The following is a 23,470-nucleotide window of genomic DNA, read 5'->3' on the forward strand; positions in this document are numbered from 1 at the left end:
TTCGCCCGGCCAGGGCCGGGCCGGGCGCCGCCGGACGGCCCACACGCGGTGGGTGCGGCGGCCAGGTGTGCGAGCATGAATATCTGGCACAAGCGGCGGACCCGGAATGAATCGGCGGCCGCGCTCGTTGCCACCGACGGCAAGAGTCCGACGTTTCCCTGCCTCCGGCGGGAAGCCGCCCACTTCGGGAGTGAATGCAGATGTCCGTTCAGGACGAAAAGACCACTGTGAGCGACGGCATCCTCCTGTCCGACGCCGCCGCGGAGAAGGTCAGGACCCTGCTGGAGCAGGAAGGCCGCGAGGACCTGGCACTGCGCGTCGCCGTCCAGCCCGGTGGCTGCTCCGGCCTGCGCTACCAGCTCTTCTTCGACGAGCGGTCCCTCGACGGCGACGTCGTCAAGGACTTCGACGGCGTCAAGGTCGTCACGGACCGGATGAGCTCCCCATACCTGCACGGTGCCTCGATCGACTTCGTCGACACCATCGAGAAGCAGGGCTTCACGATCGACAACCCGAACGCCACGGGGTCCTGCGCCTGCGGCGACTCGTTCAGCTAACCCCTGAGCCAGTAGGGCGCCACGCGCGCGGAGGGGCCCGGCCGTCATGAGACGGCCGGGCCCCTCTGTCATGCCGCGCTGTCGCGCCCTGCCGCGGGCCTACTGCCGGGCCAGGGGCTTGCCCGTGGTCGCGTCCACCACCGAGCGGTTGCCGAGCGGCTGCTCCAGGGTGACCGTGACCGACATCTCCTTGGCGATCAGGATGCAGACCCGGCCCGCCTCGTTCGGGGTGTCGGTGATCTTCACCGTGACCGCCTCGGCGCTCTCCCGGGCCTGCGCGGCGTACGTACTGCACGCCCCGCCCCAGAAGTGCACCGTCAGCTTCCGGTCGGTCGCGGAGTACGAGAACCCGGGCACCGTACGACCGCCCTGCGGCGCCGGACCCGCGTCCCGCGCGGCGGGCTGGACCACCGTACGAGCGGCTCCGCCGCCCGACGTACCCGTGACCTCGAACAGCCAGGCCGGAACCAGACCCCGCGCCCCGTCCACGGTCCCCGCGGCCAGCCCCAGCACCGCCGAGCCGACGGTCTCCGTCCGCGGCGGCTTCATCGGGCGCGGATCCGGATTGCACGGCGGGGTGTCGCCCGGCCCGACCGGGGTCTCCGGTTCCAGCGGCACCGACGTGGCGCACGCGCTCGGCCCGGTCCCGGTCCCGGGAGCCGGGCCCGACGCGGCGTTCAGCCGGTCCAGCGCCTCCTGCGCGCCGACCACCGGCTGCTCGGCGGACCGTACCGGGGCCTTCAGCTCACCGGTACCCGCCACCACCTGCCCGTCCGGGCCCACGCTGACCGTGCTCTGCCAGCCCTGCGTGGGCAGACCGCCGACCACCGGGTCCGCGGTGACCACCCGTACGGAGCCCTGGACCTGCCGGGCGTCCAGCTTCGCCCCGTTCTGGCCCGCCGCCGCGAGCAGCGGGGCCGCGGCCTTCTTCGCCGCCTCCTCGCTCAGCGGCTTCGCCGTGTCCGCCGCCGGGGGCGGGACCGCGTCCGATCCGGGAACGGACGCGGCCCCCGGTGCCTGCGCGCCGCCACCGGGGAGAGTGGCGGGCCCGCAGGTGTCCTTGCCGCGCGTGCAGTTGTCCGTACCGCCCGCCTGGTAGCGGGTGAAGCTCCAGGTCCCGGGCGCCTTGAGGTTCACCTGGAGGCGCGGCCCGGAGGGATCCGCGACTACCCCCGCCTGCCACAGCTCGCCCGACAGCCGCGGGGCGCCGCTGATGCCGAGGGCCGACGCGAGCCGGGCCACCTCGGCCTCGGTCACGTCACCGCCCGCCGCGAAGGAGGGCGCGGTGCCCGGGCCCTGGGGGAGCGGGCCCTGCGACCGGTAGGTCACCCCGGAACCCGAAGGATCCGGTTCGCCCGGCGCGATGCCGGGCGCGCTCGGGCCGGGGGAGGGCGCGGTGGCCGAACTCCGCGAGGCCGCGGAAGCCGCAGCGGAGTCCTTGCCGGTGCCGCCGTAGGCCGTGGTCGCCCAGTACGCCGTACCGCCCCCGGCGAGCACCACGGCGGCCGCCACCGAGGCGACGGCCCACGCGGGGCGCCTGCGCCGCGCGCCGCGCGCCGGTTCGGTCTGCTGTTCGGTCCCGCCGGTCGGGCCGGATTCTTCGGTGCTCACCGCATCGCTCCTTTTCCTGCCTCTGTCTGACTCGCCGTACGTGCGTGATGCGAGTGGGACGGAACAGGAGCGAAACCGGTTCCCCGGCTTCCGGAGGAGGGCCGCGAGACGCTCCGGGGACTCAGTCCCCGTAGGCGGCGGTCGAGGCGATCAGCAGGGCCGAGGCGGGCGGCACGCTGACCCCGAGGATCTGAGAGGGTGCCACCCGGGCCCGCGCCGGGCCCGCCGGGACCGGCCAATGGGGTGCCATCCGGGCACAGTCGCCGAGCAGTCGGGCGAATCCTGGCTGACGCGACACTTCCGCGCCCGGCTCGGCGGCGGTGTACTGCGGGTACCCGAAGCCATCGGTGTAGGTCATGACGGCACCGTAGGCAGCACGCGCGGCGCGAAGAAAGACCTACTACGGGGTAGTTTCTGCCGGTCGGCCTCACGCCGTCCACCGGGTAGCTTTGACTGTCCCCTTGCCGCCCTCCGCAGGAGCATCCACGCCGTGCGCATCGCAGTCACCGGCTCCATCGCCACCGACCACCTCATGACCTTCCCCGGCCGCTTCGCCGACCAGCTGGTCGCGGACCAGCTGCACACGGTCTCCCTCTCCTTCCTCGTCGACAACCTCGACGTACGGCGGGGCGGGGTCGGCCCGAACATCTGCTTCGGTATGGGGCAGCTCGGCAGCCGCCCGGTCCTCGTCGGAGCCGCGGGCTACGACTTCGACGAATACCGTGCCTGGCTCGACCGGCACGGAGTGGACACCGAGTCCGTACGGATCTCCGAGGTGCTGCACACCGCGCGCTTCGTGTGCACCACGGACGCGGACCACAACCAGATCGGCTCCTTCTACACCGGCGCGATGAGCGAGGCCCGGCTGATCGAGCTGAAGGCCGTCGCCGACCGGGTGGGCGGGCTCGACCTCGTCCTGATCGGCGCGGACGACCCCGAGGCGATGCTGCGCCACACCGAGGAGTGCCGGACGCGGGGGATCCCCTTCGCCGCCGACTTCTCGCAGCAGATCGCCCGGATGGACGGCGAGAACATCCGCACCCTGATGGAGGGGGCGACGTACCTCTTCTCCAACGAGTACGAGAAGGGCCTCATCGAGTCGAAGTCCGGCTGGACCGACGCGGAGATCCTGGCCAAGGTCGGCACCCGCGTGACCACGCTCGGCTCGAACGGCGTCCGCATCGACCGGGTCGGCCACGAGCCGATCGTGGTCGGCTGCCCCGAGGAGACCGCGAAGGTCGACCCGACGGGCGTCGGCGACGCCTTCCGCGCCGGGTTCCTCACGGGGCTGGGCTGGGGCGTGGGCCTGGAGCGGGCGGCGCAGGTCGGCTGCATGCTGGCGACGCTGGTCATCGAGACCCTGGGCACGCAGGAGTACACCCTGGCCCGGGCCCACTTCATGGAGCGCTTCGCCAAGGCGTACGGCCCCGAGGCGGCGTCGGAAGTCCAGTCCTACCTGTCCTGACGGCGGCCCCGAACCGCGCCCTCGACCGCCGGGCGGGCTGGCTGTGCCTTCCAGGCGCACCCCAACCCCCCCGGCGGCGCCCGGCTCCGCCACCCCCGGCCTTGCGGACCGGGAGTGCAGCCACCCGTCCCAGCCTCGCCGGCGTTTGAGGCGCCGCCGGAGGCAGCCGCAGGCCCACGCGCCGGCCCCTCGCTCGTCGGCGCGGCTGACAGACGCCCTCAATCGCCGGGCGGGCTGGAATCGCCCTCCGGGCACCCGCCCCCGGCGGCGGCCGGACCCGCTACGCCCGGCGGCGGACCGTGTACGCGACTCCCGCCCCGCCAGGGGCCGGGGCTTCGCCCACGTACTCCTGCCCCCGCATCCCGCACCACGCCGGGATGTCCAGCCGGGCCACCTCGTCGTCCGACAGGACCGTCACCGTCCCGCCCACCGCCACGCCCCCGATCGCGTTGGCGAGCTCGATCACCGGCTGCGGGCACCGCAGCCCCAGCGCGTCCACCACCAGGGACTCGGCCCCGGTCACCGACACCGGGTCCGGCGCCACGCCGAGGCGTTCCCTTACGCCGCCCACCGCGCCCGGCAGCACCTCCAGGAACCGGTTCACCTCCTCGGCCGTCGTGCCCACCGGCAGCGAGACCCGGACGTTGCCCTCCGACAGCACCCCCATCGCCTTCAGCACATGGCTCGCGGTCAGCGTCGAGCTCGTGCACGAGGACCCGGACGACACCGAGAACCCGGCCCGGTCCAGCTCGTGCAGCAGGACCTCCCCGTCGACGTACAGGCAGGAGAAGGTCACCAGGTGCGGCAGCCGCCGCACCGGATCGCCGACCACCTCCACGTCCGGGACCAGCCGCGCCACCCGCCGCCGGATCCGGTCCACCAGGACCCGCAGCCGCTCCGACTCGGCCGCCGCCTCCGCCCGTACGGCCCGCAGCGAGGCCGCGGCCGCCACGATGGCCGGGATGTTCTCGAACCCGGGGGAGCGCCCCGACTCCCGTTCCCCGCCGGGGCCTTGGGGAGCGAAGCGGACGCCCTTGCGGACCGCGAGCAGCCCCACTCCCGCCGGACCGCCCCACTTGTGCGCGCTCGCGGTCAGCAGCGACCACCCCTCGGGCGCCGGACCCCAGGGCAGGGACTGGGCCGCGTCCACCAGCAGCGGGACCCCGGCGGCCCGGCAGCGGGCGGCCACCTCCGGCACCGGCTGGACCGTGCCCACCTCGTGGTTGGCGGACTGCAGGGCGGCCAGCGCGGTGTCCGCGCGCAGCGCCCGTTCGAACACGTCGGGGTCCACCGCGCCGACGCGGTCGACCGGGACTTCGGTGAACTCTCCTCCGCGTGCCCCGACTGCCGCCGCCGAATGGAGGACAGAACTGTGTTCGACCGCGGACACCACCAGGTGGGTTCCGACGCGCCGACGGCCCGCCAGGGCGCCCTCGACGCCCGCGTGAACGGCGTGCGTCCCCGAAGGAGTGAAGACGAGTTCGTCCGGACGGCACCCCACGGCCTCCGCGGCGGCCTCCCGCGCGGCGTCCAGCAGCAGCCTGGCCCGCCTGCCCTCCCGGTAGAGCCGGGCCGGATCGGCCCAGCCCTCGTCCAGCGCGGCCTGCAGCGCCTGCCGGGCGACCGGGTGCAGCGGGGCGGCGGAGGCGACATCGAAGTACGGCATCCGCCCACGCTAGCCGCAGCCCCCGCGCGCCCCGGTGTCGCCCGAGGTCAGGGCCCGTCAGATACCCTCCGGAGTCCGCCATTCAGGGGCAGATGGACCCTCCCCCGTACGGCGGATCCACCCCTTCGGGGGCAGTAGCGGCGCGTTGGGCACCCTCCCCGCGCGACCCCAAATAGCGTCCAGTAGGGTTTGGTCCGCATAAACATCCAAACCCCTGCCTGCGTCAGGGCCGGCGACCGACCCGAACACGGCCGCGGCCGACCGCGCGGGCCGAGACTCTCGGGAAGGCGCTACGTGAGTCCCTACGGCTCCGACCGCTCGCCGCGGCGCCCGATGCGGCGGAAGCTGCTGCAGGCGCTGACTGCGGGCGTGGTCCTGGCGACCGCCACTGGTTGCTCGTATTCATATAAGAACTTCCCCAACCTCGGTATGCCGGACCCGGTCACCAAAGAGGCGCCGATCATCCTCTCCCTGTGGCAGGGGTCGTGGGCGGCCGCTCTGATCACGGGCGTCCTGGTCTGGGGCCTGATCATCTGGAGCGTCATCTTCCACCGGCGCAGCCGGACGAAGATCGAGGTCCCGCCGCAGACCCGGTACAACATGCCGATCGAGGCGCTGTACACCGTGGTCCCGCTCATCATCGTCTCGGTGTTGTTCTACTTCACCGCGCGTGACGAGTCGAAGCTGCTCTCCCTCTCCGCGAAGCCGACCCACACGATCAACGTGATCGGCTTCCAGTGGAGCTGGGGCTTCAACTACGTCGAGAACGTCGACGGCGATGCGGTGACCCCGAAGGCCGGTGAGGTCCCGAAGGAGCTCGCCTCCATCCCGGACCGCTTCACCAAGGCCTTCCCCGCGGGCGCCGAAGGCGTCTACGACAAGGGCGTCCCCGGGTCCCGCGACCCGGACACGAAGAACCCGGGTCCGACCCTCTGGCTGCCCAAGGGCGAGAAGGTCCGCTTCATCCTGTCGTCCAACGACGTCATCCACTCCTTCTGGGTGGTCCCGTTCCTGTTCAAGCAGGACGTCATTCCGGGCCACACCAACGTCTTCGAGGTCACCCCGACCCAAGAGGGCGTCTTCATGGGCAAGTGCGCCGAGCTGTGTGGCGTCGACCACTCCCGGATGCTCTTCAACGTCAAGGTCGTCTCCCCCGAGGAGTACCGCAAGCACCTCAAGGACCTTGCGGAGAAGGGGCAGACCGGTTACCTCCCGGCCGGCATCAAGCAGACCGACCCGGCCCGCAACGCTGAGGTGAACAAACTGTGAGCATCCTCAATCAGCCTCAGGGTGCCGCCGCCGACTCGTACGAGAACGAGCTGCCGGTACGGCGCAAGCAGCCGGGCAATGTGGTCGTGAAGTGGATGACCACGACCGACCACAAGACCATCGGCACGATGTACCTGGTCACGTCGTTCGTGTTCTTCATCATCGGCGGGATCATGGCGCTCTTCATGCGCGCCGAGCTGGCCCGTCCGGGCACGCAGATCATGTCGAACGAGCAGTTCAACCAGGCGTTCACCATGCATGGCACGATCATGCTGCTGATGTTCGCCACCCCGCTGTTCGCGGGCTTCGCGAACTGGATCATGCCGCTGCAGATCGGCGCGCCCGACGTGGCGTTCCCGCGGCTGAACATGTTCGCGTACTGGCTGTACCTCTTCGGCTCGACCATCGCCGTGGCGGGCTTCGTCACCCCTTCGGGTGCCGCCGACTTCGGCTGGTTCGCCTACTCCCCGCTGTCGGACGCCGTCCGCTCGCCGGGCATCGGCGCCGACATGTGGATCATGGGTCTGGCCTTCTCCGGCTTCGGCACGATCCTCGGTTCGGTCAACTTCATCACCACGATCATCTGCATGCGCGCGCCCGGCATGACGATGTTCCGCATGCCGATCTTCACCTGGAACGTGCTGCTGACCGGTGTCCTGGTCCTGCTCGCCTTCCCGGTGCTGGCCGCCGCGCTCTTCGCGCTGGAGGCGGACCGTAAATTCGGTGCGCATGTGTTCGACGCGGCCAATGGCGGCGCCCTACTGTGGCAACACCTCTTCTGGTTCTTCGGCCATCCAGAGGTGTACATCATCGCGTTGCCATTCTTCGGAATCATTTCCGAGGTCATCCCGGTCTTCTCCCGCAAGCCGATGTTCGGCTACATCGGTCTGATCGGTGCGACGATCGCGATCGCCGGCCTCTCGGTGACGGTGTGGGCCCACCACATGTACGTCACCGGTGGTGTGCTGCTGCCGTTCTTCTCGTTCATGACCTTCCTGATCGCGGTCCCGACCGGTGTGAAGTTCTTCAACTGGATCGGCACCATGTGGAAGGGCTCGCTGTCCTTCGAGACCCCGATGCTCTGGGCCGTCGGCTTCCTGATCACCTTCACCTTCGGTGGTCTGACCGGCGTCATCCTGGCCTCGCCCCCGATGGACTTCCACGTCTCCGACTCGTACTTCGTCGTCGCGCACTTCCACTACGTCATCTTCGGCACCGTGGTCTTCGCGATGTTCTCCGGCTTCCACTTCTGGTGGCCGAAGTTCACGGGCAAGATGCTGGACGAGCGCCTCGGCAAGATCACCTTCTGGACGCTGTTCGTGGGCTTCCACGGCACGTTCCTGGTGCAGCACTGGCTGGGCGCCGAGGGCATGCCGCGTCGTTACGCGGACTACCTCAACGCCGACGGGTTCACCGCGCTGAACACGATCTCGACGATCAGCTCGTTCCTGCTCGGCCTGTCGATGCTCCCCTTCATGTACAACGTCTGGAAGACGGCGAAGTACGGCAAGAAGGTCGAGGTCGACGACCCGTGGGGCTACGGCCGCTCGCTCGAATGGGCGACGTCCTGCCCGCCGCCGCGGCACAACTTCCTCACCCTGCCGCGGATCCGTTCCGAGTCCCCGGCGTTCGACCTGCACCACCCGGAGATCGCGGCCCTCGACCACCTCGGGGACCACGGCGTGGCCACCAAGGCAGTCGCCGGTGGCAAGGAGGCGGGCAAGTGAAGATCCAGGGCAAGATGTTCCTCTGGCTCTCCTTCTTCATCCTGATCATGGCCGTCGTGTACGGCGTGTGGTCGAAGGAGCCCGTCGGAACCACCGCGCTCTTCCTGGCCTTCGGCCTGAGCGTCATGATCGGCTACTACCTGGCCTTCACGGCCCGGCGCGTGGACGAGATGGCCCAGGACAACCTGGAGGCCGACGTCGCCGACGAGGCGGGCGAGCTGGGGTTCTTCTCCCCGCACAGCTGGCAGCCGCTCTCGCTGGCCATCGGTGGCGCCTTCGCCTTCATGGGCGTCATCTTCGGCTGGTGGCTGATGTACTTCTCCGCGCCGCTGATCGTGATCGGTCTGTGGGGCTGGGTGTACGAGTACTACCGGGGCGAGAACGCCAACCAGTAGTGCCGCTCGCATGACCCACGTGGGGCCCGGACACCTCGTCGAGAGGAGTCCGGGCCCCTCGTTTGCAGTCACCCCGCGCGCCGTAATAGTCATATCTTCATAGCGTGGTCTCATGAACCACTCACCGCGTCTTTGGACGGTTATCGGCTGCTCCCTGCTGGTCGCGTCCCTCGGGGCCGGCGCCACCGCATGCGGGTCGGGCGAGGACAACCCGCTGTCAGCCCGCCCCTACGACGCGGGCGACGAGGTCGCCTTCAACCAAGCGTCGGGCGGCCGCCCCGTCGACCCCGACCGCCCCCTCGAAGTCACCGCCAAGAGCGGCGACGGCCGGATCACCGACGTGAGCGCCGTCGACACCCACGGCCGCTTCCTCGCGGGCGAACTCTCCGCCAAGGGCGACCGCTGGCACAGCACCGCCCCGATGGCGGCGGGCGTCCGCTACACCGTCACCGTCGGCACGGAGGACGAACGGGGCTCCCAGGGGCAGCGCACGATGACCTTCGAGACCACTCCGGCCAAGAAGGTCCTCCACGTCGAATTCGGCCCGGAGGCGGGTAAATACGGCGTAGGCCAGCCCCTGACGGCCGAACTGACCGAACCGGTCAAGGACAAGGCCGCCCGCGCGGTCATCGAGCGGGGCCTGATCGTGGACTCCGCCACCAACGTCCAGGGCGCCTGGCACTGGGTGGACGACAAGAAGCTCCACTTCCGGCCCAAGGAGTACTGGCCCGCCAACTCCACCGTCTCCGTACGGAGCAACCTGGAGGGCGTCAAGATCGCCGACGGCCTCTACGGCGCCGCCGCCAAGTCGCTCAAGCTCGACATCGGCGACCGGGTCGAGGTCGTCACGGACGCCTCCTCGCACTACCTGACCTTCAAGCGCAACGGCGAAGTGATCAACACCATTCCGGTCACCACCGGAAAGCCGGGCTTCTCCACCCGCAACGGCGTCAAGGTGGTGCTGGGCAAGCAGTACTTCGTCCAGATGCGCGGCGACACCGTCGGAATCGGCGGCAGCGAGAACTACAACCTCCCCGTCTACTACGCCACGCGGGTGACCTGGAGCGGTGAATACGTCCACGCCGCGCCGTGGTCGGTCGGCTCCCAGGGCTACGAGAACGTCAGCCACGGCTGCACCGGCATGAGCACCGGCAACGCCGCCTGGTTCTACGAGAACATCAACGAGGGCGACATCGTCAAGGTGATCAACAGCATCGGCGACGACATGGACCCCTTCGGCAACGGCTACGGCGACTGGAACCTGGACTGGAAGGAATGGCGCGAGGGCAGCGCCCTGCTCAAGGGCACCCAGGACGGCCGCAGCCCGATCGACGCCGCCCGCCTGCGCCCCCAGGTCTGACGCGCCGTCCGCCGCGTCCGCCGCGTCCGCCGCGGAGCGCGAAACGGCCCCTGGAAGCCCTTAGGAGGGCTCCAGGGGCCGTTTCGCGGCCTTCAGGCGCTCAAGGACAGCCGCGTGCGCAGGATGTCGGCCAGCGCCTCCGCGAACTCCACGGGGTCCACCGGCAGGGTCACCGCCCGGTCCGCCCGGCTCCAGGTGGCCAGCCAGGCGTCCTGCGGACGCCCGATCAGCAGCAGTACCGGGGGACACCGGAAGATCTCGTCCTTGATCTGGCGGCACACGCCCATGCCCCCGGCCGGAACGGCCTCCCCGTCCAGCACGCAGGCGTCGATGCCGCCCGCGTCCAGCTCCTTCAGGACGGCGTCCATGGTGGCGCACTCCAGGAACTCCACCGGCGGCAGGTCCGCTGCGGGCCTGCGCCCGGACGCCAGCCGCACCTGCTCCCGGGTGTTGGCGTCATCGCTGTAGACCAGAACCCGCGCAGTCGCCCGCATTTCGTTCCTCCACGTGTCACATGAATCACGTTGATGATGTCGCGGATGCTACTCCGTCCGACACCCTGTCAACATCGGTTCGCAGGGGCCTCCGATGGGCCGTTCGGGCCTTGCACATGCCCCGGACACTCCGAACGGCACCCCCCGGGGTGAGGGCGGGATAAGCGACCGACATAATGTCGGTCGTGGCGACAGCAACGACAGTAGATACCGGGCACGCGCACCCGACGGTCAACAGGCCGAACCTCGTCAGCGTTGGAACGATCATCTGGTTGAGTTCCGAGCTGATGTTCTTCGCGGCCCTCTTCGCGATGTACTTCACCCTGCGATCGGTGACAGGCGCCGAGTACTGGGCAGAACAGGCCTCGGCCTTGAATCTGCCCTTCTCGGCGACGAACACGACGATCCTGGTGCTTTCCTCGCTCACCTGCCAGCTCGGCGTATTCGCCGCCGAGCGCGGTGACGTGAAGAAGCTCAGGACGTGGTTCATCATCACGTTCGTCATGGGTGCGATCTTCATTGGCGGCCAGGTGTTCGAGTACACCTCGCTGGTCAAGGAGGAGGGCATGAGCCTCTCGTCCAGTCCGTACGGCTCGGTGTTCTACCTGACCACCGGCTTCCACGGGCTGCACGTGACGGGTGGCCTCATCGCCTTCCTGCTGGTCCTCGGCCGGACGTACGCGGCTAAGAGGTTCACCCACGAACAGGCCACGTCGGCCATCGTCGTGTCCTACTACTGGCACTTCGTCGATGTCGTCTGGATCGGCCTCTTCGCCACGATCTACCTGATCAAGTAGCGAACACGTCGCCGGGCCCGTCCCGGCACTCCATCCAGACACACCGACGCAGAAGATCCTGACACCGGGGTAATCCGTGAAAAAGCTCTCCGCACGACGACGCCATCCGCTGGCGGCGGTCGTCGTTCTACTCTTCGCCCTGGCGGTCACCGGGGGGCTGTATGCTGCCTTCGCGCCCGCGGGCGACGCGCAGGCAGACGAAACCTCCCAGTCCCTCGCCATCGAGGAGGGCAAGAAGCTCTACGCCGTGGGCTGCGCAAGCTGCCACGGGACCGGCGGCCAGGGTTCCTCTGACGGCCCGAGCCTGGTGGGTGTCGGCTCCGCGGCCGTCGACTTCCAGGTGAGCTCGGGTCGCATGCCCGCCCAGCAGCCCGGCGCCCAGGTGCCGAAGAAGCCGGTCATCTACACCCAGGCGCAGACCGACCAGCTGGCCGCGTTCGTCGCGTCCCTCGGTGCCGGTCCGATCACGCCGACCTCGAAGCAGTACGACCCGGCGGGCGCGGACATCGCCGCCGGTGGCGAGCTGTTCCGAAACAACTGCGCCCAGTGCCACAACTTCACTGGTGAGGGTGGCGCGCTGACGCACGGCAAGTACGCCCCGAACCTTGAGGACGTACCGCCGAAGCACATCTACGAGGCCATGCTCACCGGCCCGCAGAACATGCCCTCCTTCCCGGACAGCACCATGCCGGAGAAGCAGAAGAAGGACATCATCGCGTACCTCCAGAACGTGAACGGCGAGAAGTCGAACAGCCCCGGTGGTCTCAAGCTCGGTGGCCTCGGCCCCGTGTCCGAGGGTCTCTTCGGCTGGATCTTCGGTCTGGGTGCGCTGATCGCTGTCGCCGTCTGGGTCGCGGCCCACACCGCTAAGGCCAAGAAGTCATGAGTAGCCAAGACATTCCCGAAGAGAAGCACCTGCCGAGCGAGCAGGGCGACGCGCACCACGGTGGCGTAGCGCTGGCGGACGACCCGTTCGCCGACCCGGGCCTCCCGGCCCACCGGCCCCGTATCCAGGACATCGACGAGCGGGCGGCCAAGCGCTCCGAGCGCACGGTCGCGATGCTCTTCACGCTGTCGATGCTGGCCACGATCGGCTTCATCGCCTCGTACGTGACCCTGCCGGTCGACAAGATCGTGTTCATCTTCCCCATCGGGAAGGTGAGCGCGCTCAACTTCGCCCTCGGCATGACCCTGGGCACGGCGCTCTTCTGCATCGGCGCGGGCGCGGTCCACTGGGCCCGCACCCTGATGTCCGATGTCGAGGTCGCCGCCGAGCGCCACGAGATCGCCGCACCGCCGGAGGTCAGGGCGCAGGTCCTGTCGGACTTCGCCGACGGCGCCAAGGAGTCGGCCATCGGCCGGCGTCCCCTGATCCGCAACACGATGCTGGGCGCGCTGGCCATGCTGCCGCTGTCCGCCGTCGTGATCCTGCGCGACCTGGGTCCGCTGCCCGAGGACAAGCTCCGCAAGACGCTGTGGGCCAAGGGCAAGCTGCTCATCAACGACAACACGAACGAGCCGCTGCGTCCCGAGGACATCATCGTCGGCTCGCTCACCTTCGCCAGGCCCGAGGGCCTGGAGGAGGACCAGCACGACTTCCAGACGCAGATCGCCAAGGCTGCCCTGATGATCGTCCGCATCAAGCCGGAGGACATCAAGGACAAGCAGGAGCTGGAGTGGTCCCACGAGGGCATCGTGGCCTACTCGAAGATCTGCACCCACGTCGGCTGCCCGATCAGCCTGTACGAGCAGCAGACGCACCACGTGCTCTGCCCGTGCCACCAGTCCACCTTCGACCTCTCCGACGGCGCCCGTGTCATCTTCGGCCCGGCCGGTCACGCGCTTCCGCAGCTGCGGATCGGCGTGAATGACGAAGGCTTCCTCGAGGCGCATGGCGACTTCGAAGAGCCCGTCGGTCCTGCATTCTGGGAGCGCGGATGAGCACTGCCACTCAAACCACGGAGCGCAAAGCGCCTGCTGGTGAACGTGTAGCCGACTGGGCGGACGGCCGCCTGGGCATCTACAGCCTCGCCAAGTCGAACATGCGCAAGATCTTCCCGGACCACTGGTCCTTCATGCTCGGTGAGATCTGCCTGTACAGCTTCATCATCATCATCCTCACGGGTGTGTACCTGACGCTGTTCTTCCACCCGAGCATGAACGAGGTCGTGTACCACGGCTCGTACGTGCCGATGCAGGGCGTCCAGATGTCCGAGGCCTTCGCCTCGACCCTGGACATCAGCTTCGACGTGCGCGGCGGTCTGCTCATCCGGCAGATCCACCACTGGGCGGCGCTGATCTTCGTCGCCGCGATGGTCGTGCACATGATGCGCGTGTTCTTCACCGGCGCGTTCCGCAAGCCGCGTGAGGTCAACTGGATCTTCGGCTTCCTGCTGCTGTTCCTCGGCATGTTCACCGGATTCACCGGTTACTCGCTGCCGGACGACCTGCTCTCGGGTACCGGTGTCCGCTTCATGCAGGGCGCCATCCTGTCCGTCCCGGTCGTCGGCACGTACCTGTCGATGTTCCTGTTCGGCGGGGAGTTCCCGGGTGGAGACTTCGTCTCGCGCTTCTACTCGGTGCACATCCTGCTGCTGCCCGGCATCATGATGGGCCTGCTGGTGGCCCACCTGATCCTGGTCTTCTACCACAAGCACACCCAGTTCGCGGGCCCCGGCAAGACGAACAAGAACGTCGTCGGCATGCCGCTGCTCCCGGTGTACATGGCCAAGGCCGGAGGCTTCTTCTTCCTGGTCTTCGGTGTCATCGCGGCCATCGCGGCGATCGCCTCGATCAACCCGATCTGGGCCATCGGCCCGTACCGCCCGGACCACGTGTCCACCGGTGCGCAGCCCGACTGGTACATGGGTATGCCGGAAGGCCTCATCCGTGCGATGCCCGGCTGGGAGATCAACCTCTGGGGTCACACGCTCGTCCTGGGCGTGTTCATCCCGCTGCTGCTCTTCCCGCTGGTGCTGTCCTCGATCGCGATCTACCCGTTCATCGAGGCCTGGGTCACCGGGGACAAGCGCGAGCACCACATCCTGGACCGCCCGCGCAACGTGCCGACCCGTACGGGCTTCGGTGTCGCCTGGATCGCGGAGTACATCGTGCTCCTCATCGGCGGCGGCAACGACATGTTCGCGCAGTACTTCCACCTGTCGATCAACTCGATCACCTGGTTCGTGCGGATCGGTTTCTTCGTCGTCCCGGTCATCGCGTTCATCATCACCAAGCGGATCTGCCTCGGCCTCCAGCGCCGGGACCGGGACAAGGTGCTGCACGGTCGCGAGACCGGCATCATCAAGCGCCTGCCGCACGGTGAGTTCGTCGAGGTCCACGAGCCGCTCTCGCAGGGCAAGCTGCACACGCTGACCTCGTACGAGCAGTACGGGCCGATCGAGATCGGCCCGACGGTCGACGAGAACGGTGTCGAGCGCAAGGTCAAGCCGCTGGAGAGGCTCCGCGCCAAGCTGAGCAAGGGCTTCTACGGCGAGAACAACCAGATTCCGAAGCCTTCGGCGGAGGAGTACAAGGAGATCCAGAGCGGCCACGGCCACCACTGATCCTGCTTGAAGGACTGATTCAGGTCAGTCTTCGCGTCGCCACGGCAAGAGCCCCGTCCAGTCACTGGACGGGGCTCTTTGCCGTCCTCCCGCGCTGGATAGGCTGGGGCCTCATCCATCGGCTGTGGACCATCAGGAGCGGACCATGAACGTTGTGACCCCGGCAGGCGGCGGCAGCGTGGCGGCCCGCACCTGGCCGGCCGTACTGGACGCCCTGCTCGAAGGCCGCGACCTCGGTGCGGACGACACCGCGTGGGCGATGGACCGGATCATGCGGGGCGAGGCGACCGACGCGCAGATCGCCGGCTTCGTGGTGGCGCTGCGGGCCAAGGGCGAGACGGTCGCGGAGATCAACGGCCTCGTACGGACCATGTACGAACACGCCAACCTGATCGAGGTCCCCGGCCGCACGGTCGACATCGTCGGGACGGGCGGCGACGGCGCCAAGACCGTCAACATCTCCACGATGTCCGCGATCGTGGTCGCCGGTACGGGCGCCAAGGTGGTCAAGCACGGCAACCGCGCCGCGTCCTCCGCGAGCGGCGCCTCGGACGTCCTGGAGAAGCTGGGCGTCAACCTCGACCTCACCCCCGCACGGGTGACCCAGGTGGCCGAGGAGGCGGGCATCACCTTCTGCTTCGCCGTCAAGTTCCACCCGGCCCTGCGGTACGTGGCCAACGCCCGCAAGGAACTGGGCATCCGCACCACCTTCAACGTCCTCGGCCCGCTGACCAACCCGGCGCGGGTACGGGCCCAGGCGACCGGTGTCGCCGATCCCCGGATGGCCCCCATCGTGGCGGGAGTGCTCGCCGAGCGCGGCTCCTCCGCGCTGGTCTTCCGCGGCGACGACGGCTTCGACGAGCTGACCACGACCGCGACCTCCCGGGTGTGGTGGGTGCGCGACGGCGCGGTCACCGAGCACCGCTTCGACCCGCGCGACCTCGGGATCCCGGTGGTGGACGTCTCCGCGCTGCGGGGCGCGGACCCCTCGTACAACGCGGACGTGGCCCGCAGGCTGCTGGCGGGCGAGAGGGGCCCGGTCCGCGAGGCCGTCCTGCTGAACTCGGCGGCGGCCCTGGTCGCCCTGGACCCGGGCGCGGGCACCCTGGAGGAGCAGCTGGCGGCGGGCATCGTCCGGGCGGCCGAATCGATCGACTCCGGCGCGGCCGAGGCGGCGCTGGCACGCTGGGTGCGGGCGAGCAACGCGTAGCGCGTCCGGGCCGCCGTACGGCGGTTTCGCGTCAGGCCCCGGTTCCGCCATGCGGACCGGGGCTTGTGCGTGCGGGATCTTGTGGCAGGATGCTCAGCAGGTCACGAGTGACAGCGTTTAGGCCCCGGCTTGCTGTCCGGCAACCCTCCTTCCGTGGCGGGGTGCCCCGGGTGATGACCAGGCCGTAGGCAGCAAGGCTTGCGGCAAGCGCGGATCCCTCGATTCCAGGGGTCCTGGTCTCTCGAGGAGCGTTTTTTCGTGAGCAAGCGAATGCGATAGGGCGACTCCGCCCCTTCTTCACCCCCGGAACAGGGTCCTGTCCGCGTACCGCGGCGCGCCCACCGTCCCCCGGGGTCTTCCCGTACCCCGCCGCACCCGGCCGCGTACGGGCCGTCTGAAGCCATTCACCCCTGCCTGCCGGGAGATACCGCCATGTCCGCTTCCCCGAACGCCGCTGCCGCCACCGCTGCCGCCACCGCTGCCGACACCGCCACCGCTGCCGACACCGCCTGCGACGCCGCCTGTGCCGAGCCGCTCCAGGTGCTGGGCCGCGACGTCACCGTCCCGCTCGTCACCGGCGGCGAAGTCACCTACGCGGCCCTGGACTACGCCGCCAGCGCCCCGGCCCTGCAGCGGGTCTGGGACGACGTGGCCGCGTACGCCCCGTACTACGGCAGCGTGCACCGGGGCGCCGGGTACCTCTCGCAGCTCTCCACCGACCTCTTCGAGCAGAGCCGGGTCACGGTCGCGGAGTTCCTCGACTGCCGCCCCACCGACCAGGTGGTCTTCACCCGCTCCACCACCGACTCGCTCAACCTGCTCGGCCAGGTGCTGCCCGCCGACTGCCAGGTGTTCGTCTTCGAGACCGAGCACCACGCCTCGCTGCTGCCGTGGCGTGACGCGCAGGTCACCTACCTCAACGCCCCGCGCACCCCGGAGCAGGCCGTCGCCACCCTGGAGCGCGCGCTGGCCGACCGCGACCCCTACGGCCCCGCCTTGGTCTGCGTCACCGGCGCGTCCAACGTCACCGGTGAGCTGTGGCCGGTCAAGGAACTCGCCGCCGCCGCCCACGCCCACGGCGCGCGGATCGTGCTGGACGCCGCGCAGCTGGCCCCGCACCACCCCGTGTCCGTCCAGGAGCTGGACGTCGACTGGATCGCCTTCTCCGGCCACAAGCTGTACGCGCCCTTCGGCTCGGGCGTGCTCGCCGGGCGGGCCGACTGGCTCCAGGCGGCCGACCCGTACCTCGCGGGCGGCGGCGCCTCCCGCAAGGTGGCCCGGCGCGAGGACGGCGGCGTGGACGTCGAGTGGCACACCACCGCGGCGCGCCACGAGGCCGGTTCGCCGAACGTCATCGGCGTCTACTCCATCGCCTCCGCCTGCCGCGCCCTGACCGAGGCCGGGTTCGACACGCTGGTCGCCCGTGAGCGGCACCTGATCGCGAAGGTCCGCGAGGGCCTGGCCGGCGTCCCGGCCGTGCGGGTCCTGTCCCTGTTCGGGGACGACGCGCCGCGCGTGGGGGTCATCTCGTTCGTGGTGGACGGCTGGAACAGCTCGCACTTCGCGGCGGCGCTGTCCGCCGAGTACGGGATCGGGGTGCGCGACGGCCTGTTCTGCGCCCACCCGCTGGTCCGCACGCTGCTGGGCAGCGCACCGCAGGAGCCGGGCGAGTGCGGGGCGCCGGAGGCGGAGCCGGGCGAGCTCTCGCTGAACGCGATCCGCGTCAGCTTCGGCGCCGGTACCCCGGACGAGCACGTGGAGCGGTTCGTGGGGGCCGTGCGCGAGCTGGTCACCCAGGGCGCGCGGTGGACGTACCGCACCGAAGAGGGCCGCTGCGTCCCCGCCGTCTGACGTCGTCGCCTCGATCGGCGGCGGGGCCGTCCACGCGGGCCCGGTTCCGGCCGGGACCGGGCGGCCGGGGCGCGGGGACGCCTCAGGCGGGCGGGCCGGCGGTCAGCCGTCCAGGCCGATCGCGAAGGCCGCTTCCAGGTCGTGCTGGGAGTAGGTGCGGAACGCCACGTGGGTGTCCGTCGCCTCCACGCCCGGGATCTTGCTGATGCGGCCCGGGATGATGTCCGCCAGGTCGTCGTGGCGGTGCACACGGACCAGGGCGATCAGGTCGTAGGTCCCCGTGACGGAGTAGACCTCGCTGACGTTCTCCAGCGCGGCGATCGACTCGGCGATCTCGGGGATGCGGTCCACGCTGGTCTTGATGAGCACGATCGCGGTGATCACGGCTGGCTGTCTCCCTCGGTGGCCGTCGCTGGTCGCCTCACTCTAGTCGTACGCCGATATCGGACCCAGGCGTAGAGGAAGCCGACCGAGAAGCCCACCACGTGGGCCAGGTAGGCCACTCCGGGTCCGCTGCCCGCGCGCTGGGCCGCCAGCCATTGCAGGCCGAACCAGAACAGCAGCACGATCCAGGCCGGGAAGCGCAGCGGCACGAAGAAGAGGAACGGGAACAGGCTGGTCACCCTGGCCTTGGGGAAGAGGCAGAGGAAGGCGCCCAGGACGGCCGAGATGGCTCCCGAAGCGCCCACCAGGGTCTGGTCGGAGGACGCGTTGGCCGCCGCGTACGCCGCCAGCGCGAGGTAGCCCGTGGTCACGTAGAAGGCGAGGAAGCGGATCCGGCCCATCCGTTCCTCGGCCATCGCGCCGAAGACGTACAGGAACAGGCCGTTCCCCAGGAGGTGCAGCCAGCTGCCGTGCACGAACAGCGCGGTCAGCGGGGTGAGCGCGGCGCGGCCGGAGCCGGTGAGGAGTTCGTCTGGCACGACGCCCCAGCGCCGGAAGTACGCCGTCCCCGCGGCCACCAGCCGCTCGCCCGTGCCGTAGACCGGGTTGAGCCCGGAGGCCGGGCCCAGGACGAAGACCACCGCGCAGCCCACGATCAGCGCGTACGTCACCACGGGCCCGCGGGCGGCCTCGCGCAGGGTCGGCCAGCTGAGGGTCATGGGACAGAGCATGGCGTAAGCGGAGGGACCCGGGCAGCTTGCCCCGCCGCGTCTCGCATGGAGGACGGGACTCCACGGGAGGGTGACGTCAGGCCGTAGGGTTACGTGCTGCGGTCCCGCCGAGAGGCGCGGACCGCTTTAATTGAAACAACGACGAAGGAGAGAGCGGCCTGATGACGGTTCCCCTGCCGACCGAGACCACCCGGTGGCGCTGCACGCTGTGCGGCAACCTCACGCGGTTCGACGTCACCCGCTCGTCGAAGGTCGTGGAGTACGTCCACCTGGACCTCGCCGGGGAGCCCAAGGTCGAGGAGCGCGAGGTGGTCAATGAGACCATCGAGTCGGTCCGCTGCCGCTGGTGCAACGCGGTGGACCAGATCGAACTCGTGGCACGGCCGGGTGCCGACTCCTGACGGAGTCGGTGCCCTCGGACCAGAAGTAACGGTAGGGGTGACGGATCGTGGAGCCAGCAAGCGGCGCGGAGTCGGCCGACGCGGCCGGTGACGCCGCGGAGGTGCTCGACCGACCGCTGCCCGAAGGCGTGCGGCGCCGGGTGGTCGCGCTGGTCTCGGACGCCTTCGGCGGCCTGACGGTCGCCGACCTGCCCGGCCAGTTGCGCCAGTACGCCCGGTTCACGCCCTCCCGGCGGGCCAAGTTCGCGGGCAACGCGATGGCGGCGGCCGTGGAGAGCGACGCCGTCTTCCGCGGCCGGGTCGCCGAGAAGCTGCGCGAGGGCCAGCCCGAGCTGACGGCCGCGCTGGAGGCGGGCGCCCCGCCCGCCGCCGCGGACCCCCTGGACGTGGCGGCCGCCGCGTACGTCCTGCGGCCCGGAGGCTGGGTCAAGCTCGTGGCCGCGGCGGGCGAGGAGGCGCAGCGCGCCGACGCCGAGCGGGTCGGCGAGGAGACCCAGCGCGAGCTGGAGCGGCTGCGCGAGGAGCTGGCACATCTGCGCGAGACGCAGCGCGCGGGCGGCGAGCAGGTGCGCACCGAACTGGACGCCTCCCGCAAGGAAGCGGAATCGCTTCACCGCAAGCTGCGCAGCGCCCTGAACGACGTCAAGCGCGGCGAGGCGGCCCTGCGCAAGGTGGCCGCCGAGATCGACGGGATCCGCGGCGAGAGCGCCGCGCGGGTGGCGACGGCCGAGAGCGAGTCCCGGCGGCTGAAGTCCCGCCTGTCGGAGGTGGAGTCGGCCCTGGAGACCTCGCGCCGGGCCACCCGCGAGGGCCGCAGCATCGAGGACATGCGGCTGCGGCTGCTGCTGGACACCGTGCTCGACGCGGCCCAGGGGCTGCGCCGCGAGCTGGCACTGCCGCCGGTCTCGACGCGGCCCGCGGACACGGTGGAGGCGGTGGAGCCGGGCCGGATGACCCCGAAGGACATCGCGGCGCGGGCGCTGTCGGAGACCGATCCGGCGCTCCTGGACCAGCTGTTGGCGCTGCCCCAGGCCCATTTGGTGGTGGACGGCTACAACGTCACCAAGACCGGCTACCCGACGATGCCGCTGGAGAAGCAGCGGCTGCGGCTGCTGGGCGGGCTGTCGATGCTGGCAGCGCAGACCGGCGCCGAGATGACCTGTGTCTTCGACGGCGCCGAACTGGCCGCGCCGGTGCTGCTGGCGCCGCCGCGCGGGGTGCGGGTGCTGTTCTCCAAGGCGGGCGTCACGGCGGACGAGTTGATCCGCCAGCTGGTGCGCGCGGAACCGCCCGGGCGGCCCGTGGTGGTGGTCTCCACCGACCGCGAGGTGGCCGACGGCGTGGCCAAGGCGGGCGCCCGGCCGGTCACGTCCGCCTTGTTGCTCAAGCGGCTTTCGCGCGTTTCGTAACTCCTGGGCTGGATCGCCCAATTGCCGGAATTTTCGGAACGTACCGTCAAGTGGCCGCTACAGCGCGTGCGGTATAGGTAAAGAAGCTGGTAGGCGACCGAATTTTCCCTCGTCAGGATTTGAATTGATCACGGGAGGGTCACTATGGTCGGCCCAAACCTTCGTGCGATGGATCACTCATTCGGGGTACCGGGCGAAGGGGCTGCCGAGTGTGCGCGCTCCGGTGGCTCTAGGAAGAAGGAGCTCGCCCCCGTGGCGTCCCACCGTCGACCCAAGCAGCCGAGCCGCCTCCGCGTGACCGTTCTGACGGCCACCGCCGCCGCGGCCGTCGTCGTGTCCGCCAACGGCGCCTCGGCCGCCCCGCAGCCGAGCAAGGACGAGGCCAAGGCCAAGGTCGACACGCTCTACACGGAGTCCGAGCAGGCCGTCGAGAAGGCCAACGGAGCCAAGGAGCGCCAGGACAAGCTGGAGAAGGAGATCGGCCAGATCCAGGACCAGGTGGCCAAGGGTCAGGACGAACTCAACACCCTGCGCAACGCACTCGGTTCGATGGCCAGCGCCCAGTACCGCAGCGGCGGCATCGACAGCTCGATGGCGCTCTTCCTCTCCGCGAACCCGGACGAGTACCTCGACAAGGCCTCCACCCTGGAGCAGCTGAGCGGCAAGCAGGTCGAAGCCGTCCAGAAGATCCAGGCGAAGCAGCGCACCCTCGCGCAGCAGCGCCAGGAGGCCTCGGGCAAGCTCGCCGACCTCGACGCCACCCGCAAGGAACTGAACGAGAAGAAGAAGACCGCCCAGGACAAGCTCTCCGCGGCGCAGGCGGTCCTCAACTCCCTGAGTGCGGACGACCGCGCGAAGCTCAGCGATCAGGAGAAGCGCGCCAGCAGCGGGGACGCCGACAAGGCGAACGCGGGCGGCGGCGCCAAGGGCTCGGGCCGCGCGGGCCAAGCCCTCGAGTACGCCAAGACCCAGCTCGGCGACGCGTACCACATGGGCGACACGGGCCCCGACTCGTGGGACTGCTCGGGCCTCGTCCAGTGGGCCTACGGCCAGGCCGGTGTGGACCTCCCGCGCGTCACCAACGACCAGGCGAACGCGGGCCGGCACCTGAGCCTGAGCGAACTGCAGCCCGGCGACCTGATCCTGTTCTACGGCGACCTGCACCACGTCGGCCTGTACGCGGGCAACGGGATGACGCTGCACGCCTCCAACCCGCGCGGCGGCGTGAAGTACGAGGCCGTCCGCAACATGCCCTTCCAGTTCGGTGTCCGCGTCGGCGGCTGACCCCTCCCCACGGGGCGCGCCGTACACCGCCCATCCGGGCGAATTACCCGCCCCCGCTCGGCCCCCTCGCCCCGCCGGTGACCTGCGTCTCCGGCGGGGCGTCACTGTGCGTGCCCGCTGACGGTCGTTGGCCGGTGCCGCGCCGCGCCGCTACTGTCTGCCAGCGCGGAACCCGGCACACGGCCGCCCACGGGGGGCGGACCCGGGCCCCGCGCTAGCGCAAGGGAGCGGCACACCGTGGCATCCCATCGCCGGACCGCGCCTACGGGCCCCGAGCGGAGCACCAGGGTCACCGTCCTGACCGCCGCCGCGGCCACCGCCGCGGTCGCCATGACGGGCGTACCGGCCAGCGCGGCCCCCGCCGACCCGCCGGCCGCGACCCGGGCCCAGGTGGACCGGCTCTTCGAAGAGGCGGAGCAGGCCACCGAGCGCTTCAACGCGGCGGGGGAGCGCAGCGCGAAGCTGCGCGCCGAAGTCCTGCGCGCCCAGGACGCGGTGGCCCGCGGCCAGGACCGGATCAACACCATGCGCGGGGTCCTCGGCAGCTTCGCCGGGGCCCAGTACAAGTCGGGCGGCCTCGACCCCGCCGTCGAACTGATGCTCTCCGAGAACCCGGACGACTACCTCGACAAGGCCAGCGCCCTGGACCGGCTGACCGGTCGCCAGGCCCACCAGCTCGACGAACTGCGCGAGGAGCAGCGCGCGCTGGACCAGGAGCGGCGCGTCGCCTCCGGCAAGCTCGCCGAACTCGACGAGCTGCGCGCCGACACCGCCCGCCAGAAGCGCTCCGTCACCGCCAAGCTCGCCGCCGCGCGGCGGCTGCTCAACGCGATGCCCACCGAGGAGCGGGACTCCTTCGAGCGTTCCTCGCGCTCCGGCGGACACTCCGACGCGCTGCTCGACCTGCCCGGCCCGGGGGCGGCCTCCTCGGGGCGCGCCGCGACCGCCGTGATGGCGGCCCGCGCCGCCGTCGGGCGCCCGTACGTGTGGGGCGCGACCGGACCCTCCGGGTTCGACTGTTCCGGGCTGATGGTGTGGTCGTACCGGCAGGCGGGCGTCTCGCTGCCGCGCACCTCGCAGGAGCAGCGGCACGCGGGCCGCCGGGTGTCCCTGTCGGAGGCCCGGCCGGGCGACCTGGTGACCTACCGCTCCGACGCCAGCCACGTGGGCATGTACATGGGCAACGGCCAGGTGGTGCACGCCCCGTACCCGGGGGCCGCCGTGCGCTACGACCCCGTCGGGATGATGCCGGTGTCCTCGGTGACCCGGCCGTGATCGCGCCCTGAGCCCGCG

At 70.3% G+C, this 23,470-nt stretch carries 22 protein-coding genes and 1 riboswitch; of the genes, 16 read left to right on the top strand and 6 right to left on the bottom strand.

Annotation, left to right across the window (positions count from 1 at the left end; translation table 11 throughout):
• The first annotated feature begins 200 nt into the window (after positions 1 to 200).
• On the top strand, positions 201 to 557 hold the full coding sequence (gene erpA, locus QMF80_RS21160; protein WP_214949940.1) for an iron-sulfur cluster insertion protein ErpA: 357 nt from the start codon (positions 201 to 203) through the stop codon (positions 555 to 557).
• 99 nt (positions 558 to 656) lie between these two features.
• Here the strand turns inward: erpA and QMF80_RS21165 are convergent, their stop codons facing one another.
• Positions 657 to 2,168 (bottom strand): hypothetical protein, encoded by a 1,512-nt coding sequence (locus QMF80_RS21165; RefSeq protein WP_283455621.1) that lies wholly within the window; start codon positions 2,166 to 2,168, stop codon positions 657 to 659.
• A gap of 121 nt (positions 2,169 to 2,289) precedes the next feature.
• On the bottom strand, positions 2,290 to 2,526 hold the full coding sequence (locus QMF80_RS21170; protein ID WP_283455624.1) for a hypothetical protein: 237 nt from the start codon (positions 2,524 to 2,526) through the stop codon (positions 2,290 to 2,292).
• A 132-nt stretch (positions 2,527 to 2,658) separates the two neighbouring features.
• Between QMF80_RS21170 and QMF80_RS21175 the strand changes: the two genes are divergently transcribed.
• The gene (locus QMF80_RS21175) at positions 2,659 to 3,633 is read left to right on the top strand and encodes a carbohydrate kinase family protein (protein ID WP_283455626.1); all 975 of its coding nucleotides are present in this window, start codon (positions 2,659 to 2,661) and stop codon (positions 3,631 to 3,633) included.
• Between the two features lie 280 nt (positions 3,634 to 3,913).
• Here QMF80_RS21175 and QMF80_RS21180 read toward each other — a convergent pair whose 3' ends face one another.
• Positions 3,914 to 5,299, bottom strand: coding sequence for a cysteine desulfurase/sulfurtransferase TusA family protein (locus tag QMF80_RS21180; protein WP_283455628.1), 1,386 nt, complete (start codon positions 5,297 to 5,299; stop codon positions 3,914 to 3,916).
• A gap of 294 nt (positions 5,300 to 5,593) precedes the next feature.
• Here QMF80_RS21180 and ctaC point away from each other — a divergent pair, with 294 nt between their 5' ends.
• From ctaC to QMF80_RS21200, 4 genes are all read left to right on the top strand, one after another.
• Entirely contained in the window at positions 5,594 to 6,568 is a 975-nt protein-coding gene (gene ctaC, locus QMF80_RS21185; RefSeq protein WP_283455630.1) for an aa3-type cytochrome oxidase subunit II, read from the top strand.
• The gene (ctaD, locus tag QMF80_RS21190; protein ID WP_283455633.1) at positions 6,565 to 8,295 is read left to right on the top strand and encodes an aa3-type cytochrome oxidase subunit I; all 1,731 of its coding nucleotides are present in this window, start codon (positions 6,565 to 6,567) and stop codon (positions 8,293 to 8,295) included. The genes ctaC and ctaD overlap by 4 nt, the downstream gene beginning before the upstream one ends.
• Positions 8,292 to 8,690, top strand: a complete 399-nt coding sequence (locus tag QMF80_RS21195; protein WP_283455635.1) for a cytochrome c oxidase subunit 4 — start codon at positions 8,292 to 8,294, stop codon at positions 8,688 to 8,690. Before ctaD ends, QMF80_RS21195 begins: the two co-directional genes overlap by 4 nt.
• A gap of 112 nt (positions 8,691 to 8,802) precedes the next feature.
• On the top strand, positions 8,803 to 10,050 hold the full coding sequence (locus tag QMF80_RS21200) for a L,D-transpeptidase (protein ID WP_283455637.1): 1,248 nt from the start codon (positions 8,803 to 8,805) through the stop codon (positions 10,048 to 10,050).
• Between the two features lie 92 nt (positions 10,051 to 10,142).
• Here QMF80_RS21200 and QMF80_RS21205 read toward each other — a convergent pair whose 3' ends face one another.
• Positions 10,143 to 10,544, bottom strand: a complete 402-nt coding sequence (locus tag QMF80_RS21205) for a hypothetical protein (protein ID WP_283455639.1) — start codon at positions 10,542 to 10,544, stop codon at positions 10,143 to 10,145.
• 176 nt (positions 10,545 to 10,720) lie between these two features.
• Here QMF80_RS21205 and ctaE point away from each other — a divergent pair, with 176 nt between their 5' ends.
• The 6 genes from ctaE (at position 10,721) to QMF80_RS21235 (ending at position 17,968) form a co-directional block, all read left to right on the top strand.
• Complete coding sequence (gene ctaE, locus QMF80_RS21210; protein ID WP_283455641.1) at positions 10,721 to 11,341, top strand: aa3-type cytochrome oxidase subunit III; 621 nt, start codon at positions 10,721 to 10,723, stop codon at positions 11,339 to 11,341.
• A 76-nt stretch (positions 11,342 to 11,417) separates the two neighbouring features.
• Positions 11,418 to 12,227: a cytochrome bc1 complex diheme cytochrome c subunit gene (qcrC, locus tag QMF80_RS21215; protein ID WP_283455644.1), complete on the top strand. Its 810-nt coding sequence runs from the start codon at positions 11,418 to 11,420 to the stop codon at positions 12,225 to 12,227.
• Positions 12,224 to 13,282, top strand: coding sequence for a cytochrome bc1 complex Rieske iron-sulfur subunit (gene qcrA / locus QMF80_RS21220; protein WP_283455646.1), 1,059 nt, complete (start codon positions 12,224 to 12,226; stop codon positions 13,280 to 13,282). The genes qcrC and qcrA overlap by 4 nt, the downstream gene beginning before the upstream one ends.
• The gene (gene qcrB, locus QMF80_RS21225) at positions 13,279 to 14,907 is read left to right on the top strand and encodes a cytochrome bc1 complex cytochrome b subunit (protein WP_283455647.1); all 1,629 of its coding nucleotides are present in this window, start codon (positions 13,279 to 13,281) and stop codon (positions 14,905 to 14,907) included. The genes qcrA and qcrB overlap by 4 nt, the downstream gene beginning before the upstream one ends.
• A 145-nt stretch (positions 14,908 to 15,052) precedes the next feature.
• Entirely contained in the window at positions 15,053 to 16,117 is a 1,065-nt protein-coding gene (gene trpD / locus QMF80_RS21230) for an anthranilate phosphoribosyltransferase (protein WP_283455649.1), read from the top strand.
• A gap of 99 nt (positions 16,118 to 16,216) precedes the next feature.
• A riboswitch (SAM riboswitch) is annotated at positions 16,217 to 16,333 on the top strand.
• A gap of 216 nt (positions 16,334 to 16,549) precedes the next feature.
• Positions 16,550 to 17,968: an aminotransferase class V-fold PLP-dependent enzyme gene (locus QMF80_RS21235; protein WP_283455652.1), complete on the top strand. Its 1,419-nt coding sequence runs from the start codon at positions 16,550 to 16,552 to the stop codon at positions 17,966 to 17,968.
• Positions 17,969 to 18,070: 102 nt separating this feature from the next.
• On the opposite strand, the gene QMF80_RS21240 is transcribed toward QMF80_RS21235, so the two are convergent.
• Together QMF80_RS21240 and QMF80_RS21245 are read right to left on the bottom strand one after the other, a co-directional pair.
• The gene (locus tag QMF80_RS21240; protein ID WP_283455655.1) at positions 18,071 to 18,352 is read right to left on the bottom strand and encodes an Lrp/AsnC family transcriptional regulator; all 282 of its coding nucleotides are present in this window, start codon (positions 18,350 to 18,352) and stop codon (positions 18,071 to 18,073) included.
• On the bottom strand, positions 18,349 to 19,071 hold the full coding sequence (locus QMF80_RS21245) for a rhomboid family intramembrane serine protease (protein WP_283455657.1): 723 nt from the start codon (positions 19,069 to 19,071) through the stop codon (positions 18,349 to 18,351). The genes QMF80_RS21240 and QMF80_RS21245 overlap by 4 nt, the downstream gene beginning before the upstream one ends.
• Positions 19,072 to 19,244: 173 nt before the next feature.
• On the opposite strand from QMF80_RS21245, the gene QMF80_RS21250 reads away from it, so the two are divergent.
• From QMF80_RS21250 to QMF80_RS21265, 4 genes are all read left to right on the top strand, one after another.
• A complete protein-coding gene (locus QMF80_RS21250) occupies positions 19,245 to 19,484 on the top strand; it encodes a hypothetical protein (protein ID WP_283455658.1) in 240 nt (79 codons plus the stop codon).
• A 44-nt stretch (positions 19,485 to 19,528) separates the two neighbouring features.
• A complete protein-coding gene (locus tag QMF80_RS21255; protein ID WP_283455767.1) occupies positions 19,529 to 20,893 on the top strand; it encodes an NYN domain-containing protein in 1,365 nt (454 codons plus the stop codon).
• Between the two features lie 252 nt (positions 20,894 to 21,145).
• Positions 21,146 to 22,177 (top strand): C40 family peptidase, encoded by a 1,032-nt coding sequence (locus QMF80_RS21260; protein ID WP_283455660.1) that lies wholly within the window; start codon positions 21,146 to 21,148, stop codon positions 22,175 to 22,177.
• Positions 22,178 to 22,414: 237 nt separating this feature from the next.
• A complete protein-coding gene (locus QMF80_RS21265) occupies positions 22,415 to 23,452 on the top strand; it encodes a C40 family peptidase (RefSeq protein WP_283455662.1) in 1,038 nt (345 codons plus the stop codon).
• Positions 23,453 to 23,470 lie beyond the last annotated feature (18 nt).

The sequence above is a fragment of the Streptomyces sp. G-G2 genome (genome assembly GCF_030063135.1).
Classification (GTDB): domain Bacteria; phylum Actinomycetota; class Actinomycetes; order Streptomycetales; family Streptomycetaceae; genus Streptomyces.